Annotated in this window: 15 protein-coding genes; 9 read left to right on the top strand and 6 right to left on the bottom strand. The window is 72.9% G+C overall.

The window, feature by feature from the left end; genetic code table 11:
• Positions 1-799 (top strand): hypothetical protein (locus tag M8C17_RS23175; RefSeq protein ID WP_374558920.1); only part of this gene is annotated, 799 nt, incomplete at its 5' end.
• 8 nt (positions 800-807) lie between these two features.
• Here the strand turns inward: M8C17_RS23175 and M8C17_RS23170 are convergent.
• Both M8C17_RS23170 and M8C17_RS23165 read right to left on the bottom strand, forming a co-directional pair.
• Positions 808-2,187: a serine hydrolase gene (locus tag M8C17_RS23170; RefSeq protein WP_252418651.1), complete on the bottom strand. Its 1,380-nt coding sequence runs from the start codon at positions 2,185-2,187 to the stop codon at positions 808-810.
• Between the two features lie 159 nt (positions 2,188-2,346).
• The gene (locus M8C17_RS23165) at positions 2,347-3,897 is read right to left on the bottom strand and encodes a gluconokinase (RefSeq protein WP_252418650.1); all 1,551 of its coding nucleotides are present in this window, start codon (positions 3,895-3,897) and stop codon (positions 2,347-2,349) included.
• A 300-nt stretch (positions 3,898-4,197) separates the two neighbouring features.
• On the opposite strand from M8C17_RS23165, the gene M8C17_RS23160 reads away from it, so the two are divergent.
• The 6 genes from M8C17_RS23160 (at position 4,198) to M8C17_RS23135 (ending at position 10,267) form a co-directional block, all read left to right on the top strand.
• A complete protein-coding gene (locus M8C17_RS23160; protein WP_252418648.1) occupies positions 4,198-5,337 on the top strand; it encodes a hypothetical protein in 1,140 nt (379 codons plus the stop codon).
• A 45-nt stretch (positions 5,338-5,382) separates the two neighbouring features.
• The gene (locus M8C17_RS23155) at positions 5,383-5,928 is read left to right on the top strand and encodes a hypothetical protein (RefSeq protein ID WP_252418647.1); all 546 of its coding nucleotides are present in this window, start codon (positions 5,383-5,385) and stop codon (positions 5,926-5,928) included.
• A gap of 95 nt (positions 5,929-6,023) precedes the next feature.
• Complete coding sequence (locus M8C17_RS23150) at positions 6,024-6,797, top strand: alpha/beta fold hydrolase (protein WP_252418645.1); 774 nt, start codon at positions 6,024-6,026, stop codon at positions 6,795-6,797.
• A 129-nt stretch (positions 6,798-6,926) separates the two neighbouring features.
• Positions 6,927-8,066, top strand: coding sequence for an epoxide hydrolase family protein (locus M8C17_RS23145; RefSeq protein ID WP_252418643.1), 1,140 nt, complete (start codon positions 6,927-6,929; stop codon positions 8,064-8,066).
• Positions 8,067-8,144: 78 nt separating this feature from the next.
• Positions 8,145-8,921, top strand: coding sequence for a PPOX class F420-dependent oxidoreductase (locus M8C17_RS23140; RefSeq protein WP_252418641.1), 777 nt, complete (start codon positions 8,145-8,147; stop codon positions 8,919-8,921).
• 92 nt (positions 8,922-9,013) lie between these two features.
• The gene (locus tag M8C17_RS23135; protein ID WP_252418640.1) at positions 9,014-10,267 is read left to right on the top strand and encodes a hypothetical protein; all 1,254 of its coding nucleotides are present in this window, start codon (positions 9,014-9,016) and stop codon (positions 10,265-10,267) included.
• Between the two features lie 27 nt (positions 10,268-10,294).
• Here the strand turns inward: M8C17_RS23135 and M8C17_RS23130 are convergent, their stop codons facing one another.
• The 4 genes from M8C17_RS23130 to M8C17_RS23115 form a co-directional block, all read right to left on the bottom strand.
• Entirely contained in the window at positions 10,295-10,732 is a 438-nt protein-coding gene (locus M8C17_RS23130) for a VOC family protein (protein WP_252418639.1), read from the bottom strand.
• A gap of 14 nt (positions 10,733-10,746) precedes the next feature.
• Entirely contained in the window at positions 10,747-11,115 is a 369-nt protein-coding gene (locus M8C17_RS23125; RefSeq protein WP_252418637.1) for a VOC family protein, read from the bottom strand.
• Between the two features lie 165 nt (positions 11,116-11,280).
• Positions 11,281-11,601 (bottom strand): GYD domain-containing protein, encoded by a 321-nt coding sequence (locus tag M8C17_RS23120; RefSeq protein WP_252418636.1) that lies wholly within the window; start codon positions 11,599-11,601, stop codon positions 11,281-11,283.
• 177 nt (positions 11,602-11,778) lie between these two features.
• On the bottom strand, positions 11,779-13,914 hold the full coding sequence (locus M8C17_RS23115) for an MMPL family transporter (protein ID WP_252418634.1): 2,136 nt from the start codon (positions 13,912-13,914) through the stop codon (positions 11,779-11,781).
• Positions 13,915-14,023: 109 nt separating this feature from the next.
• Here M8C17_RS23115 and M8C17_RS23110 point away from each other — a divergent pair, with 109 nt between their 5' ends.
• Positions 14,024-15,328 (top strand): histidine kinase, encoded by a 1,305-nt coding sequence (locus M8C17_RS23110; RefSeq protein WP_252418632.1) that lies wholly within the window; start codon positions 14,024-14,026, stop codon positions 15,326-15,328.
• The gene (locus M8C17_RS23105; RefSeq protein ID WP_252418630.1) at positions 15,280-15,924 is read left to right on the top strand and encodes a response regulator transcription factor; all 645 of its coding nucleotides are present in this window, start codon (positions 15,280-15,282) and stop codon (positions 15,922-15,924) included. The genes M8C17_RS23110 and M8C17_RS23105 overlap by 49 nt, the downstream gene beginning before the upstream one ends.
• Positions 15,925-16,059: the final 135 nt, after the last annotated feature.

Here is a 16,059-nt window from a genome sequence, read left to right as displayed (position 1 = left end):
GGGGGAGATGACCGTGGAGAAGCCGAAGCTGGTCGCCGCTGGCGCCGTCCTCGCCGTGGCGGTGGCCGTTGGCGCGTGGGCGCTGGTCACCGGCGGCGACGAGCCGGAGGCGGGCCCTCCGGCGGCCGACGCGTCACCCGCACCGGCCGCGACCGACCCGGTCGGTGTGCTGGTCGCCGCCGCCACGAAGGTCGACCAGCAGTCGTATCGGCTGACGGTCGGCACAGGTGGGGCGGCGGGCGGGGACAGCACGGTGCTGCTCTGGGACCCGAAGGCGCGGCGCGGTCTGGAGACCACCTCGCTGAAGGTGCCCAACGGCGAGGTGAAGATCGAGCGGCTGACCACCGGCCCGGACGTGTACGTGCGGGTCAGCGCCCCGGACCGCCGGATCCCGGTCTGGGACGGCCGGACCTGGTGGCACGTGGGCGCTCCGAAGGCGCCGGGCGCTCAGCCGGGCCTGGACAACACCCGGCTGGCCGGCACGTTGACCGCGCCGGCCCAGGTCCGGCAGACCGGCGTCCGTGAGTACGCCGGCACGCTGGACCTGCGCGAGAGCGGCGCGGTGCTGGGCAGCGGCGTCGGCAAGGTGCTCGGCGAGCGGGCCGGCGCCGTGCCGTTCACCGCCGCCGTCGACGAGCACGGACGGCTGGTCCGCTACCGGATCGAGTTGGCCAGCGAGCAGTCGCAGACCGCGCAGCTCGACCTGACGTACTCGGACTTCGGGCTGCCGGTGGCGGCCGATCCGCCGGCGGCCGACCTGGTCGGCGAGGATCCGCCGGCGAACATCCCGGGTGCCTGACGCCCGGCTCACTCCTCGTACGCCCCGTCCACGCCGGTGACCAGGAAGTCGTAGACGGTACGGGCCATCCGGCGGACCGTCTCGTCGCCGGTGTCCATCGGCCCGGCGGTGAGGAACGCGACGGCGGTCTCCGAGCCGGGGATCAGGTAGTAGCCGACGTCGTGTGAGGCGTCCGGCAGGTCCCCGGTCTTGTGCGCGACCGGCACGCCGGGCGGCAGCGCCGCCGGGATCTTGGTGTTCAGGGTCTGCTCGCGCATGAAACCGATCATCAGGTCGCGGGAGGCGGGGGTGAGGATCTCGCCGTCCCAGACCGCGCCGAGCAGCGACACGACGTCGTCCGGGCTGGTGTAGTTCTCCTCGCCGCGCTGCGCGGCCGCGCTGTCGAGCATCCTGCGAGCGAGGATCGTCGAGCGCTGGTTCATCGAGTCGATCAGCGCGTTGACCGGGGCGAACCCGCCCAGGTAGGTGATCAGCACATTGGCGGCGACGTTGTCGCTGTACTTGATCAGGTACTGGGCGAGCCGGTGCAGGGTGACCACCTGCGGGAACGTCTCGAACTGCAACTGGCCGGTCCCGCCGACCACGTCCGCCGGGGTGACCAGCACGCCGTCGTCGAGAGAGACCTGTCCACAGTCGACGCGGCGGAGCAGCTCGACCAGGATCCACAGCTTGATGACGCTGGCCGCCTTCGGGCGGAGCGCGCCGTTGACGGCGATCTGCTGGTCGCCGTACCGGCCGGACAGATCGCGCACGGTGACCCCGGCCGGGTTGAGGCTCGCGTCGGCGACCACCCGGGCGAGTTGCCCGCTGAGCGGGAACAGTCGCGCCCCCGCGGCCGGGTCGGTGGGCGGCTGCGGGCTGGTGACGACCACGCCAGTCAGGTCGGTCGGCTGGTGGTGCCGCCGGATCACCTGGAGGCTTCCCTCGGCCCGCCCGACCAGGGGCACCCGGTAGCGGTAGCTCGTGCCCCCGACGGTCACCTCACCGCTGGCCACCCCGGCGGCCACCCGCATGTCGGGGTCGGCGACCCGGCCGGTGTCGCCGTCGCAGGCGCGATAGCGCACGGTGTGCCCGAGCGAGTCCACCGAGAACACCCCGCCGGGGAACGACAGCCAGGACACCTCGCTGGTCGGCGCCCGCTCCGGGGTCGGCTCCACCCCGGGCTCATGCCCCGCCTCGGCATCGCCGCCCGGCTCGGCTCCGTACCCCGGGTCGGTTTGCTGGCCCGGCTCGGCTGCGGACCCTGGGCCGGGGCCTGGGCCGTCCGCGGTGGCGGGCCCGGTCGTCGCGACCACGACCAGCGCGACCGCCGCCGTCAGCCACTTCAGGGCCGACCGGCTGGCTGGACCCGGCTGGGAAGATGAGGACTTCTTGTCGCTTTTTCTCACGTTTGCACGATATGAAGCGGCGGGGGTGCCTGGGGCCGTCGAGGCTGGCGTCACCCGTCCGGGCGGCCTTGTCCCGACGACCGCGACACCTCACGGGTGACTCTGAGGTATCAGCGCCTCGAGCAGCACCGCCCCGCGCCGCCGGGCCGGCCGACGGGGTTACGCCGATGGCGCGGCCGGCACGGGATCCGTGGGCAGTCCGGGTGCCAGCCGGCGCATCGAGGTGAAGGCGGGCACCAGCGCCTCGTACAGCTCGGCGAAGAGCGGCAGCAGGGATGCGTACGTGGCGGCCGCGGCCGGGTCGGGGCGGATGGTCTCCTCGATCGTCACGAGGTCGGAGGCCACGTCGATGCTGGGGATCAGGCCCAACGCCTGCATTCCGAGCAGGGCCGCGCCGAAGCTCGACCCCTCGGGCCCAGCCGGAAAACTCACCGGCAGGCCGAGCACGTCGGCGAGCATCTGCCGCCACAGGCCGCTGCGGGCGAAGCCGCCGCCGGCCCGGACCTCGCGGACCTCGTTGCCGGCCGCGCGCACGGAGGTGAGCACCAGCGCGAGTTGCTGACAGACCCCCTCCAGGGCGGCCCGCACCAGGTGCTCGCGGCGGTGCCCGTGGGTCAGCCCCACGTACGCGCCGCGCGGCAGGGCGCTCCAGTGCGGTGCCCGCTCGCTGTGCAGGTACGGCAGCATGATGAGCCCGCCCGAGCCGACCGGCGCCCGGGCGGCCAGCGCGACGAGCGCCGCCTCGGAGTGCGCGCCCAGGTCCGGGGCGAGCGCTTCGGCGGCCCACCGGAGGACGATGCCGCCGTTGTTGATCGCGCCGCCGACCGCCCAGCGGTCCTCGGTCAGCGCGTAGCAGAACACCCCACCGAGCGGGTCCACGCCGGGCCGTTCGACCATCACCCGCATCGCGCCGCTGGTGCCGATCGAGCAGGCCACCATGCCGGGGTGCACCGCGCCCAGGCCCAGGTTCGCCAGCGGCCCGTCGCCGGCGCCGACCACCACGGGGGTGCGCTGCGGCAGCCCGGTGGCCGCCGCGGCCTGCGGGGTGAGCCCGGGCAGTACGGCGGTGGTGGAGACCAATTGGGGGAGCTTTTCGTCGGTGATGCCGGCGATGGTCAGCGCCTCGCTGTCCCACTCCAGTCGGTGGATGTCCATCAAACCGGTGGCCGAGGCGATGGAGTGGTCGGTGACCAGGAGGCCGCAGAGCCGCAGCAGCACCCAGTCCTTGATGCCGACCCAGTGCACGACCTGTTCGAAGAGCTTCGGTTCCTGCTCGGCGAACCAGAGCAGCTTGGGCAGCGGCGACATCGGGTGCATCGGCGTCCCCGTCCGCCGGTGCAGGGCCAGGCCGGAGGGCACCGCCCGCAGGCGCTCGGCCTGTCGGGTGGATCGCGAGTCGGCCCAGGTCAACGACTGGGTCAGCGGGACACCGGCCCGGTCCAGCCCGATCAGGCTGTGCATGGCCGAGCCGAACGACAGCCCGGCCACCGGCGCGGCCAGATCGGCCACCACCGCGCGGATCGACTCCAGCACCGCGTCGAGGATGAGCTGCGGGTCCTGTTCGGCGTACCCGGGTTGCGGGTCGTCCAGCGGGTAGCCGGCGGTGTGGGCGGCGAGCTGTCGTCCACTGGTGTCGTACGCGACGACCTTGGTGCTGGTGGTGCCGATGTCGACCGCGACCACCACTCCGGGCCGGCTGTCCTGCGGCACGACCCTCACCCCCTCCGTACGGCGATGCGGCGGCATCGCCACCCGGCTGCGGCTGACGTTACCGAGGCAGCGGCCACCGCGTACGGCACGCCAAAAAGGTGGGTCTCCGCCGGCGGGTCGGTCTCCGCGCCGCGCGGCGACACTCCGAACCGCATGAACGTCGGCAGCAGTATCGCCCTATCGTGTGGATTGCTCCGCCGATCGGCCACTTCGCCCCGTTCTGGCGTGTCCGGGCGGCGCGTCGTTGCTGTTAACACGAGTGACACCCCGGTTGGTGGCCTGCGCGACGGAGGAGTCGGCGTGGCAAAGACTGATTCGACGGGTTCCACTTGGCGGTACCGGTGGGCGCGCCGGCAGAACGTTCGGCGGGTCAGCACGTTCCGCGGCGCTGAGGCGGCGTGGCGGCGACGCGACGACGAGCTACGGCGGCTGCGTGCCCTGGCCGCCGACTTCCAGGGCTCCGCGGCGGCCGGTGCCGGCCTGCCGCTGGAGCTGGCGGGCGACGAGGTGGTGCTCTGGGTGCTGCCCGCCGCACAGTTGGTCGAGGTGCGGCACACCACGGTGCTGCCCGCGCCGGACCTCACGGTCGCCCCGCCGGCCGGGCCGCTGCGCCCGCGTCGCCCAGACGGGGTCCGGGTCACCGACGCCGGCATGGCCGTGATCACCAGCCGTCGGCTGGTGCTGCTCGGCGGACGCGGCCGGCGCGACTGGGCGTACGGCCGGATGACCGGCCTGGGCCACGACCCGGCGGCGCCGGTGACCCTGATCCAGGTGCTGGACCGGCGGGGTACCTCCGGGTTGATGCTGCCCGCCGACGCGGCGGCGGACTTCCGGTTCACGCTCACCCTGGCCTTCGCCGACGCGATCGAGCAGCGGGCCGCGGTGCTCGCCCAGCTCGACGAGTTGATCGCCGAGCACGCCCAGCTCAAGCCGTTCCGGCCGGCGGCGGCCACTCCCGCGCAGGCCCGGCTCTCCGCGCTGGTGCCGGGCGGCCGGCGAACCGTCGCGGTCGCCGCGGCCGTCGCGCTGCTGGTGCCGGCGGCGCTGCTGGAATCGGACCCGTCCGACCCGACCGGCCGCTCGGAGGTCGCCGTCGCCGCCACCCCGGCGCCCACTCCCAGCGCGATCCCGGCGCTGGTCCTCCCGACGCCCGCGCGCAGTACCCCGTCGAAGTCGACGAAGTCGCCGCGCCCGTCGCCCACCCCAAGCCGGGACCCGCGTTGCGGCGCGCCGCAAAACCCGCTGGGGTACGACTTCTGCGGCGGAACCCGGATCCGCCGGCCCGCCACCGAGGTCTGCGACTGGTTCGACTGCGCGCCGCAGTTCTGGTCGGGTCGGGGCTACCTGGTGCAGTGCCGCGACGGCGCGGTCAGCCTGACCGGCGGCCGGTCGAACGCCTGCGCCGAGCACCGTGGCGTGCGGCGGACCATCTGGAAGTGACCGATTTGGGGGTGAACGTCCGCTTCGGTGAGCCAGAATGATCGGGTGGAGATCCGGTCCGACGATGGTGCCCGGGTGCGGATCCGCCCGATCGGCTACCAGCCCGGCATCGACCCGCCCGACGACCCCGACCGAGCCGTGCCCGGTTGGCGCGACTGGCTGCTCATCGAGGTGGACGCCCGCACCGCCGACGGTCAGACCTGGTCGCACCACTACCCGAGCCTGATGGTCGAGGAGGCCCGTGCGCTGGGCAGTTGGCTGCGCGGGCAGGCGGAGGCGGCCGTCGGCCCGAACCCGCCGGCCGCGGTTGTCCGCTTCACCGAGCCCAACCTGACCCTGCGGACCCGGGTCATCCGCCGTCGCCGGCTGGAGTTGACCGTCGAGTTCTCCGCCGAGTCGCTGCCACCGTGGATGCGCCGCCCGCCCACCGCGATCTACCCGCTGATCCTCACCGTCTCCGCGGACGCCCTCGCGGTGGCCGCCGAGCAGTGGGCCGGGCACTGCGAGGCGTACCCGCCGCGCACGCCGTCGCGGTTTCCGGCCCGAGGTCCGTCGCCAGGCCCGATGACGCACCGGAAGCGGGCCGGCTGACCGGCTCGGTACGCCGACAATGTCGGACGAGCGTGATACCTCTGCGGTGTCGATACGCCCGGGTGTGGGCGGTACCTCCGCTCGGAAGGAGCCCGATGTCCGGCTACGTGCAGCTCGGCGAGGTCAACACGTTCTACGAGCGCGACGGCGCGGGAGATCCGCTTGTGCTGCTGCACCCCGGCTTCGCCGACTCCCGGGCGTTCGGGCAGAACGTGCCGGGGCTGGCGGAACGGTTCACCGTCTACCGGCCCGACCGGCGCGGGCACGGTCGTACCCCCGACGTGGACGGCCCGATCAGCTACCAGCAGATGGCAGAGGACACCATCGCGTTCCTGGAGCAGGTGGTCCGCGGGCCGGCGTACCTGGCCGGGCACAGCGACGGTGCTCCGGTCGCGCTGCTGGTGGCGCTGCGCCGCCCCGACCTGGTCCGCCGGCTGGTGCTCGCCGCCGGCGTGTTCCACCACGACGGCTGGATCGACGGCGCCGTCGACCTCGACGAGGAGACCGTCGCCTTCTTCGTCCAGTACCACGGCGAGGTGTCACCGGACGGGCCGCAGCACTTCCCGATCGTCAAGGCCAAGCTGGACCGGATGCACCACGAGGAGCCCACGCTGACCGTCGCCGACCTGGCCGGATACCCCGGCCCGGCGTTGGTGATGGTCGCCGACGACGACGAGGTCCGTGTCGAGCACACCGTGGCGTTGCGCGACGGGCTGCCGCAGTCGCAGCTCGCCGTGGTGCCGGGCACCACCCACGGCCTGCTCGCCGACAAGCCCGACCTGTGCAACCGGCTCATCATCGACTTCCTCACCGAGCCGATCGGTTCGGCGGTCGCCCCGGCCGGGGCGGGCGGCAACGGGCAGGGGTAAGGTGACGTCCGTCAGCCAAGAGAGGAGGTGAGCCCGGTGACCACCAATCGTCATTCCTGGGCGCTCCTCTCGGCCGTCCCCCTCAGCTGACCTTTCGCGTCGGGGAGCGCCCTCCTTATCGGAGGATCAATGTCTTTCTCCCCGTTCCGCATCGACGTGTCCGATGCGGTCCTCGACGACCTGCGGGCCCGACTGGCCCGTACCCGATTCACCGACCGAAGCGGCAACGAGCCGTGGCAGGGCGGCGTCGACCCCGACTACCTGCGGGACCTGGTGTCCTACTGGCGTGACGGCTTCGACTGGCGGGCCCGCGAGGCCGAACTCAACGCGTACCCGCACCACCTGGCCGTCGTCGGCGGCCGGAAGCTGCACTTTCTGCACGTCCGCGCCGCCCGCCCGGCCGGCGCGCCCGCGCCGCTGCCGCTGATCCTCAGCCACGGCTGGCCCAGCAGCTTCGTCGAGATGCTGCCGCTGGTCGACCGGCTGACCGACCCCACCGGGCACGGCGGCGCGTTCGACGTGGTGGTGCCCTCGCTGCCCGGCTTCGGCTTCTCGGACGTACCGGACGAGCCGGTGACCCGGGCGCTCCTCGCCCGGACGATGCACGAGTTGATGACCGACGTGCTCGGCTACGAGCGTTACGGAGCCTTCGGCGGGGACGTCGGCGGGGTGGTCACCGGCTGGCTCGGTGCCCTGTACCCGGAGCAGGTCGCCGGCATCCACATGATCCACCCGCCGTTCCCGGCCAGCTTCGACGACCGACCGCTGTCGGCGGCCGAACAGGCGTACCTGGACGCCGAAACCGCGTACGACCAGACCGACGGCGGGTACAGCGCCATCATGGGCACCCGACCGGACACCCTCGCGGCGGCGCTCGCCGACTCCCCGGCCGGGCTGGCCGCCTGGCTCGTGGACAAGTACCGGGACTGGAGCGACAACCACGGAGACCTGGCGAACAGCGTCGATCGCGACACCCTGCTCACGATCATCACGCTGTACTGGGCCAGCGGAACGATCGGCTCATCGTTCCGGCAGTACGTCGACTTCGACCACAACACGCCACGACCCGACATCACCGTGCCCGCCGCGTTCACGGTGAGCACCGAACCCGCACTGGCCAGCTTTCCCCGCTCGATCGCCGAGCGGGCCTGCACCGACATCCGGCACTGGAGCGCGCCGGGCCGGGGCGGGCACTTCATGCCGCTGGAGGAGCCGGACCTGCTCGCCGGCGAGATGAGGCAGTTCTTCACGTCACTGCGCCCGTCGTAGGCAATGGTGGAGCCGGGCCGGTCGCCGGCCCGGCTCCACGGCGTGTCACGCCCGGGCTCGCCGTCTCGTCACGGGCATATGAGAACCATCGTGCGACCCGCCGCCGCCCTGCTCGGCCTGGCCACCGTGATCGTCGGCGTGTGGGCGCTGCTCTCACCGGCCTCGTTCAGCGACTGGGCGGGCTTCCCGCCACACCGGCACTTCGTGCACGACATCGGCGCGTTCCAGCTCGGCATCGGGGTGACCCTGCTGCTCGCCACCATCTGGGCCGACGCGCTCACCGTGGCCTTCGCCGGCTACGTGGTCGGCGGGACGGCCCACACGGTGGTGCACGTCGCCGACCGTAATCTGGGCGGCACCACCGGGCAGACCGTCGCCATCGCCGGTGCCGTGGTGGTGGCCGGAGCGGCGTTCGTGTACCGGTGGCGCGAGCAGGGCTGGGTGCTCGGCACGGTCTCGCCGACCGGTGTGCCGGCCTTGGCGCCGTTCGGCCGGCAGAAGACGGTGCTGCTGACCACGTACCGCCGGGACGGGCGACCGGTCGCAACGCCGGTGAGCATCGCGGTGGTCGACGACCGGGCGTACGTGCGCAGCTTCGAACGGGCCTGGAAGACCCGGCGGATCGGCAACAACTCGACGGTAACCGTGGCGGCCTCGACCGCGCGTGGCGTGCCGACCGGCCCGGCCGTGCAGGCCACCGCCCACCGGCTGAACGGCACGGAGTACGACGTGGCCGCCCGCACGCTGCGCCGCAAGTACCCGCTGCTGCACGGCGTGCTCGTGCCGCTGCTGCACCGCCTCGGGCGGCGCAGGACCGGCCGTACCGTGCACTTCGCGCTCGTGCCGAAACCCTAGTCTGTCAAATCTCTCCTTTCGGGAACAAAGGGAAGCATCGATCCCTCCGGCGTTCCCTGTCACGTACATGAGCGGTTGTACCGCGTGTGACCGTGACCTCACGCCCCACCGCTTTCGGGCCGCACTGGCGGATCGCCTGGGCCGAGCGCGAGAACGAACGGCGGCGACGCGCCTACCGCAGCGCGACCGACGCCTGGCTGCGACGCAACGACCACCTGACCCGGCTGCGGATCGAGGCCGCCGGGTTCCTCGGGTGCACCCAGCCGCGTACCGGCCTGCCGGTGGACCTCGCCCACGACGAACTCGTCTTCCGGGTCGTCCCCCTCGCGAAGCTGGTCGAGGCCGAGGCGCGGCACGTCACCGGCCTGCCCACACCCGGCCCGCTCACCTGCGCCGACACACCCGGCAACACCCTGCCGACCGGCCTGCGGGTCGTCGACGCCGGCCTGGCCGTCGTGACCAACCACCGAATCGCCTTCGCCGGGCGCGACCATCGTCGGGAGTGGAGGTACGCGGACCTGACCGGCCCCGCGCACCATCCCGACGTCCCCCTGACCCTGCTGCACGCCGACGACCGCGGTCCGCTCGCCGGGCTGCTCGTGCCGGCCACCGCCGCGGTGAACTTCCGCTTCTACCTGACCCTCGCCGTCGCCGCCCTCGCCGGAGAACGCGCCACCGTCGTCGCGCGACTCGACGCCCTGCTGGACGCCCACCGTCGCGCGCGGCCGACACCGCTGCCGTTCGTCGGCCCGGACGAAGCGCCCCTGACGGCCGTACGCCCCGATCGCCGGGTGATCGCCGTGGCCGCCGTCACGGCGATGGTGGTCGCGACGCTCGGTCCTGGGGCTTTCGGGCCGGAGACGGGCGGCCCGGTGCAGCGGGCGGATGCCGGAGTCATCGGCACGGTAGATCTGCCGCTGGACGCCGATGCCGTCCTTCCCGTCCTTCCCGTCGGGCCGGTGGTGCCGGAACGGGGCAGGGCCGGGTCGGTTGGCCGTGCGGCGCAGCCACCCGTAAGCGGGGCGCCGTCCGGGCGGTCGGCGTCAACGATGGGTGTGCCCGTGCGGCCGGTGGCTCCGTCGTCGTCTTCGGCACGGTCGACCGCTGTGCGCTCGTCGACCGCTCCGGCCCCGTCCGCCAGCTCGGCACCCGCTGCTCCGGCTCCGACCACGGAACCGCCCCCGGCAGCCCGCCCGACCCTGCCGACCGCATCGGCCTCGCCGACTGCACCGGCCCCGACGACGACGAGCCCGGCCTCGTCGGATCCCGCCCTGCTGAGGGTCTGCCTGGATCCCCTACAGCTCCCGCTGGTGGACCGGCTGCTCTGCCCACCAACCGGCGAGTGATCCGTTCCCAAGCCGATTTGAGCAGCGTCAGCCCGTGGTGCCGAAGTCGGGGACGGTGATGGAGCCGTCGGGGCCGAGCGGGAAGCCGGGGTTCCAGGCAATCTCCCAGACATGACCGTCCGGGTCGATGAAGTAGCCGGCGTAGCCGCCGTAGAACGTCTCCCGGGCCGGTTTGGTCACCTCGGCCCCGGCGGCCACCGCTGCGGCGATCACCTCGTCGACCTCCGCCCGCGAGCGGACGTTCTGCGCCAGGGTCACCCCGCCGAACCCGTCGGTGCCCGAATCGTCGACGCCCCCGTCCTCGGCCAGCTTGTCCCGCCCCCACAGCACCACCGCCAGGCCGCCGGCCTGGAAGAACACCGTTTCCTCGACCTCCTGGCCGCGCCAGCCGAGCTGTTCGTAGAACGCCTTGGACCGCGCTACGTCCGCGACGCCGAGGGTGACCAGGCTGATTCGCTGTTCCATGCCGGTGGATCCAATCACTCGGGGGCGTGGCAGACGGCTTCGACGTTGTTGCCGTCCGGATCGCGGACGAACGCGGCGAAGTAGGTCGGGTGGTACTCCGGCCAGACCCGGGGCGGGTGCAGCACCTCCGCGCCAGCCCTCATAGCGGCGTAGTGGAACGCCTCGACGGCGGCGCGGTCGTCGGCGGTGAAGGCCAGGTGCAGCTCGCGGGCCTCGCCGGGGGTTTCGGTCGGGCCCAGCCAGAAGTCGGGACGCTCGCGGCCGTAGCCGATGACGTTCGGGAACTCCAGCAGACGGCGGCCGCCGAGCGGGGCGAGCACGGCGTCGTAGAAGCCGGCGCTCGCCGCCACGTCGCGGACCTGCACCGACAGGTGGTCGATCATCGAGGGCTCCTCTGAGCGACTCCGGGCAGGGATGACGCCACGCTAACGGTGGGGTATGACGTGCCCCCGCGTTCGTAGCGGCCGCCACGGGACGGCGCCAAGTCGTTCCGCCCGGATGCACCCAGCCGCGCTGTCAACCGGCAGGTGCGCTGGATCGGCGGACGCTCACCTCCCCGGAGGCTGGTACTCGGCCTTCCGCTGGGTCGCCTCGTCGACCTCGCTCGGGGTCAGCACCGGCGTGATCTTCGTGTCCACGCCGCCCGCCGCCCGGATCGCAATGGCCAGCCCGGCCGCCGCGGCATTGTCCGGGAGGTCGCACAACACGTAGGTGTCGTGATCACCGAACCCGAAGTACAGCGACTCCATCTGCCCGCCGGCCGCCTCGATCGACTTGCGGACAACCTCGGCGCGCTTCGTGCCGCCGTCGTTGGCCAACCCCTTGACCCCGTCGACGGTGTAGGTCGACCTCAACAGGAACTTCGCCATCCGGATGTCTCCTCCCAAGAGGGATCGGCGCCTGCCCGGCCGCCACCACGATCGCGCGTACCCGGCGGCGGAGTGGCTAGTCATGAGCCCAGGGCCGGATCCGCGCCGGCGGGCGGAGCAGGTCGGCAGCCCGGCCCAGCGCGCGACCTGGCCGGGCTGCCGACTCCCGCGAGACTCCTACGACGCCGCCGGTGCCCGCTCGGTCGCCGGCGCCGCGACCGGCCGGAACGTTGTCCGCGCCAGGGCGCTCGGCCACCAGGTACGAGGGCCGATGTGCAGCGCCAGCGCCGGGACGAGCAGGCTGCGGATCAGGAACGTGTCGAGCAGCACCCCGACGCCGATGATGACCGCCGTCTGCACGGACGGCACCAGCGGCAGCACGCTGAGCGCGCCGAACGTGGCGGCCAGCACCACGCCCGCGCTGGTGATCACCCCGCCGGTGACCGTCAGCGCGTGCAGCACGCCGTTGCGGTGCCCGAGCAGCGCCGCCTCCTCCCGCGCCCGTGTGCTCAGGAAGATCGTGTAGTCCACGCCGAGGGCGACGAGGAACAGGAACGTCTGCAGCGGGATCCCGACGAACAGGTTCGGGTAGCCCATCGCGTCGAGGATCAACCCGGCCGCGCCCATCGCGGCGACGTAGGACAGGACCACGCTGGCCAGCAACACCAGCGGCGCGACCAGCGCGCGCAACAGCAGCACCAGGATGACGAAGACGACCGCCAGCACCAGCGGCACCACGACCCGGTTGTCCCGGCTGACGGTCCGCTCCTCGTCGATCAGGTACGCGGTGTCCCCGCCGACCAGCGCCTGCGCACCCGGCACGGCATGCACCGCCGCGCGGAGCCGCTCGACCGTGTCCAGCGCCGCGTCGCTGTCCGGTGTCTCCGCCAGGACCGCCGCGATGCGTACCCAACGGCCGTCCGGCGAGCGTTCCGGCTCGCCCACCTCGGCGACCCCCGGAACGGTACGGGCGGCGGCCACGACCTGCTCGGCCGGGCCGGCGGCCGCCAGGATCTCGGCGGGCGCGACCGACCCCCTGGGATAGTGCGCCTCGATCATCCGCTGGCCGGTGACGGAGCCGACCTCCTTGGTGAACGACTCGTCGTGCGGCATGCCGATGCTGAGGTTCACCATGCCGAAGCTCAGCGCGACCAGCACCGCCGTCGTACCCAGCCACACGGCGCGGGGTCGTCGGCCGACGAACCCGGCGATGCGGCGCCACAGCCCGTGCTCGGCCGCCACGTCGAGCCCGACCGCGTCCGGCGAGTACCGGGGCACGAACGGCCAGAACAGCCACCGCCCGAAGATGACCAGCACGGCCGGCAGCAGCGTGGTCATGGCCAGCAGCGCCGCGACGATCCCGACCGCGCCGACCGGCCCGAGCCCCCGGGTGGACGGCAACTGCGCGGCGAGCAGGCACAGCAGACCGAGCGCGACGGTCGCCGCCGACGCCGCGATCGCGCCGATCGACCGGCGCAGCGCCACGGCCATCGCCGTGTGCCGGTCGGCGTGCCGGCGCAGCTCCTCCCGGTAGCGGGCGATGAGCAGCAGGGCGTAGTCCACACCGACACCGAAGACCAGCACCGTCAGGATGCTCTGGCTCTGGAAGTCCACGGCCAGCCCGGCGTGTCGGGCCAGCAGGTACACCACCGCGCTGGCGAGCTGGTTGGCCAGCGCCACGGTGATGAGCGGGATCAACCACAGGATTGGGCTGCGGTAGGTGATGAGCAGCAGCAACGCGACGGTGGCCGCGGTCGCCAGCAGCAGCGCGGTGTCCATGCCGGCGAACGCGTCGAAGACGTCGTCCTCCCCGCCGGCGGGGCCGGTGAGCGCGGTCCGCAACCCATCCGGTACGTCCGCGGTCAGGCGGTCCTTGATGGCGGCCACGGCGTCGGCGCGCTGGTCGGCGTCCCCGGCGACGGGAAAGGAGAGCAGCAGCGCCTGCCCGTCGTCGCTGGGCACCGGCGGGGACACCTGACCGCCGTCGGCGTGCGGGGTGAACGCCGCCCGGTCGCCGTCCACCTTGGCGCGGTCGGCGTCGGTGAGCCCACCCTCGCGGGCGTAGACGGCGACCGCGAGGGGCTTCTGCGAGTCCGGGAACGCCTCCTCCGCCCGCTGCGTCGCCCTGCTCACCTCGGCGGTGGCGGGCAGCGCGCCGAGGCTGTCGTTGTCCTGCACCTCGGTCAGCTTGATCGCCAGCGGCCCGGCCGCCGCGACGAGGACGAGCCAGAAGACGAGCATCATGTACTTGCTGCGTCGGCCGGACGGCATTGCGGCCAGTCGGTGCCGCGCGGTTTCCTTGTGCCTGGTCATGCCTTCGATCCTTCGGCCGTCGCAGGTGGAAGGCAGGGGTGGCAGGTCCCGAAGGCAGGTGGTGGTAGCACCACCGATTCCGGTGGCGCATCGGGCGGAGAATGACGCCGTGGACAGCTCCGTACGCTCGACCATCTGGCAGCAGCTCCGGCCCGGCGCCCTCGCCGCCGTGCAGGGCCTGGCCGTGGCCCTGCTCAGCCTGGGCACCAACGTGGCGCTGTTCGCACTGTCGGTGGTCTCCCTCGCGCTCATCCCCGCACTCGGCATCGGGTTCGCGCTCTTTCCCGCGGTGACCGTGCTCGTACGGCTGTCGCTGACGGCGCAACGCCGGCTGAGCCGGTGGGCCGGCACGCCGATCGCGTCGCCGTACGCGCCGGTGCCCGCCGGCGCCCGGCTCGGCACCTGGCAGCGGTTCCGGTGGGTGGTCTCGGACCCGGCGACCTGGCGTGACTTCGCCTGGCTGATCCCCGGCACCATCACCGGCGGCGTCTGCCTACTCGCGTTCGCGCTGCCCGCCTACGGGCTGGAGGGCGCCCTGTTCGTGCCGCTGGTGCTCTACCTGACCATCGACTGGTACGGCTACGGCGTGTTCTGGCCGATGGACAACTTCGCGAAGGCGTGGCTGTCCGCGCCGCAGGGCTGGCTGCTCCTCGCCGGCGGGCTGGCCGTCGCGCACTGGCTGGTGTGGCTGCACTTCCGCTTCGCCGGCTTCTTCCTCGCCCCCACCCGGGCGCAGGAGTTGGCCCTGCGGGTCCGGCACCTCGCCGCCACCCGCGCCGACACCATCGACACCCAGGCCGCCGAGCTGCGCCGCATCGAACGCGACCTGCACGACGGGGCGCAGGCCCGGCTGGTCGCGCTGCGGATGAGCATCGGCCTGGCCGAGAAGCTCATGGCCGACGACCCGGCACGGGCGGCGCGACTGCTCAGCGAGGCGCAGGAGACCAGCGGTCACGCCCTCGCCGACCTGCGCAACCTCGTGCGCGGCATCTACCCGCCGGTGCTCGTCGAACGCGGCCTCCCCGGAGCGGTGGAAGCCCTCGCCCTGACCGCACCGCTGCCCGTGGACGTCGACGTGCAGCTGCCCGGCAGCCCACCCGCGGCGGTCGAATCCGCGGCGTACTTCGCGGTGGCCGAGGCACTGACCAACATCGCCAAACACAGCGGCGCTCGGCGTGCCTGGATTCACGTCGTGCACCGCGATGGCGTGCTGAGTCTGGTGGTCGGCGACGACGGCCGGGGCGGTGCGTCGCCGGACGCGGGGACCGGCCTGGCGGGTGTGCGACGCCGACTGGCAGCCTTCGATGGCACGATGACCGTGCAGAGTCCGCCCGGCGGACCCACCGTCGTGACCATGGAGCTGCCGTGCGAGTTGTCATCGCCGAGGACCTCGCCCTCCTCCGGGACGGGCTGACGCACATCCTCGACGCGTACGGACACCAGGTGGTCGAGGCGGTCGCCGACGGGCCGTCCGTCCTGCCGGCACTCACCCGCCACCGCCCCGACATCGCCGTCGTCGACGTACGCCTCCCGCCCACCTTCACCGACGAGGGCCTGCAGGCCGCCCTCGCGGCCCGTGTGGAGATGCCCGGGCTGCCGGTCCTCGTGCTGTCCCAACACGTCGAGCAGCTGTACGCCCGGGAACTCCTCGCCGACCGGAGCGGCGGAGTCGGCTACCTGCTCAAGGACCGGGTGTCCAACGTCGGCCAGTTCATCGACGCGCTCCGCCGGGTCGCCGACGGCGGCATGGTGATGGACCCCGAGGTGGTGTCCCAGCTCCTGGCCCGCAACAGCGGCGTTCAGCCGCTGCAGGACCTGACCGCCCGGGAGCGGGAGGTGCTGGGACTGATGGCCGAGGGACGGTCGAACGCGGCGATCGCCGGGCGGCTGTTCGTCACCGAGAAGGCCGTCAGCAAGCACATCAACAACATCTTCAGCAAGTTGGGCATGCCGCCGTCCGATGACGACAACCGGCGGGTGCTGGCGGTGCTCGCCTACCTGAACAGTTGAAACTCGCGCAACCCCCGGAGCCCAAGCATCCGAAAAGGAGTACCGGGCGACGGTAGTCTGCACAGCGGGTAGCGAAGACTGCCGGCAGAGTGACGGGCGGGTGCCCTGGGCGCTCCAGGCCCCAGACGTCGGTGG

This window comes from Micromonospora sp. RHAY321, from assembly GCF_023896955.1.
In the GTDB taxonomy this organism is placed as follows: domain Bacteria; phylum Actinomycetota; class Actinomycetes; order Mycobacteriales; family Micromonosporaceae; genus Micromonospora.
This window is presented reverse-complemented; position numbering and strand designations above follow the sequence as displayed.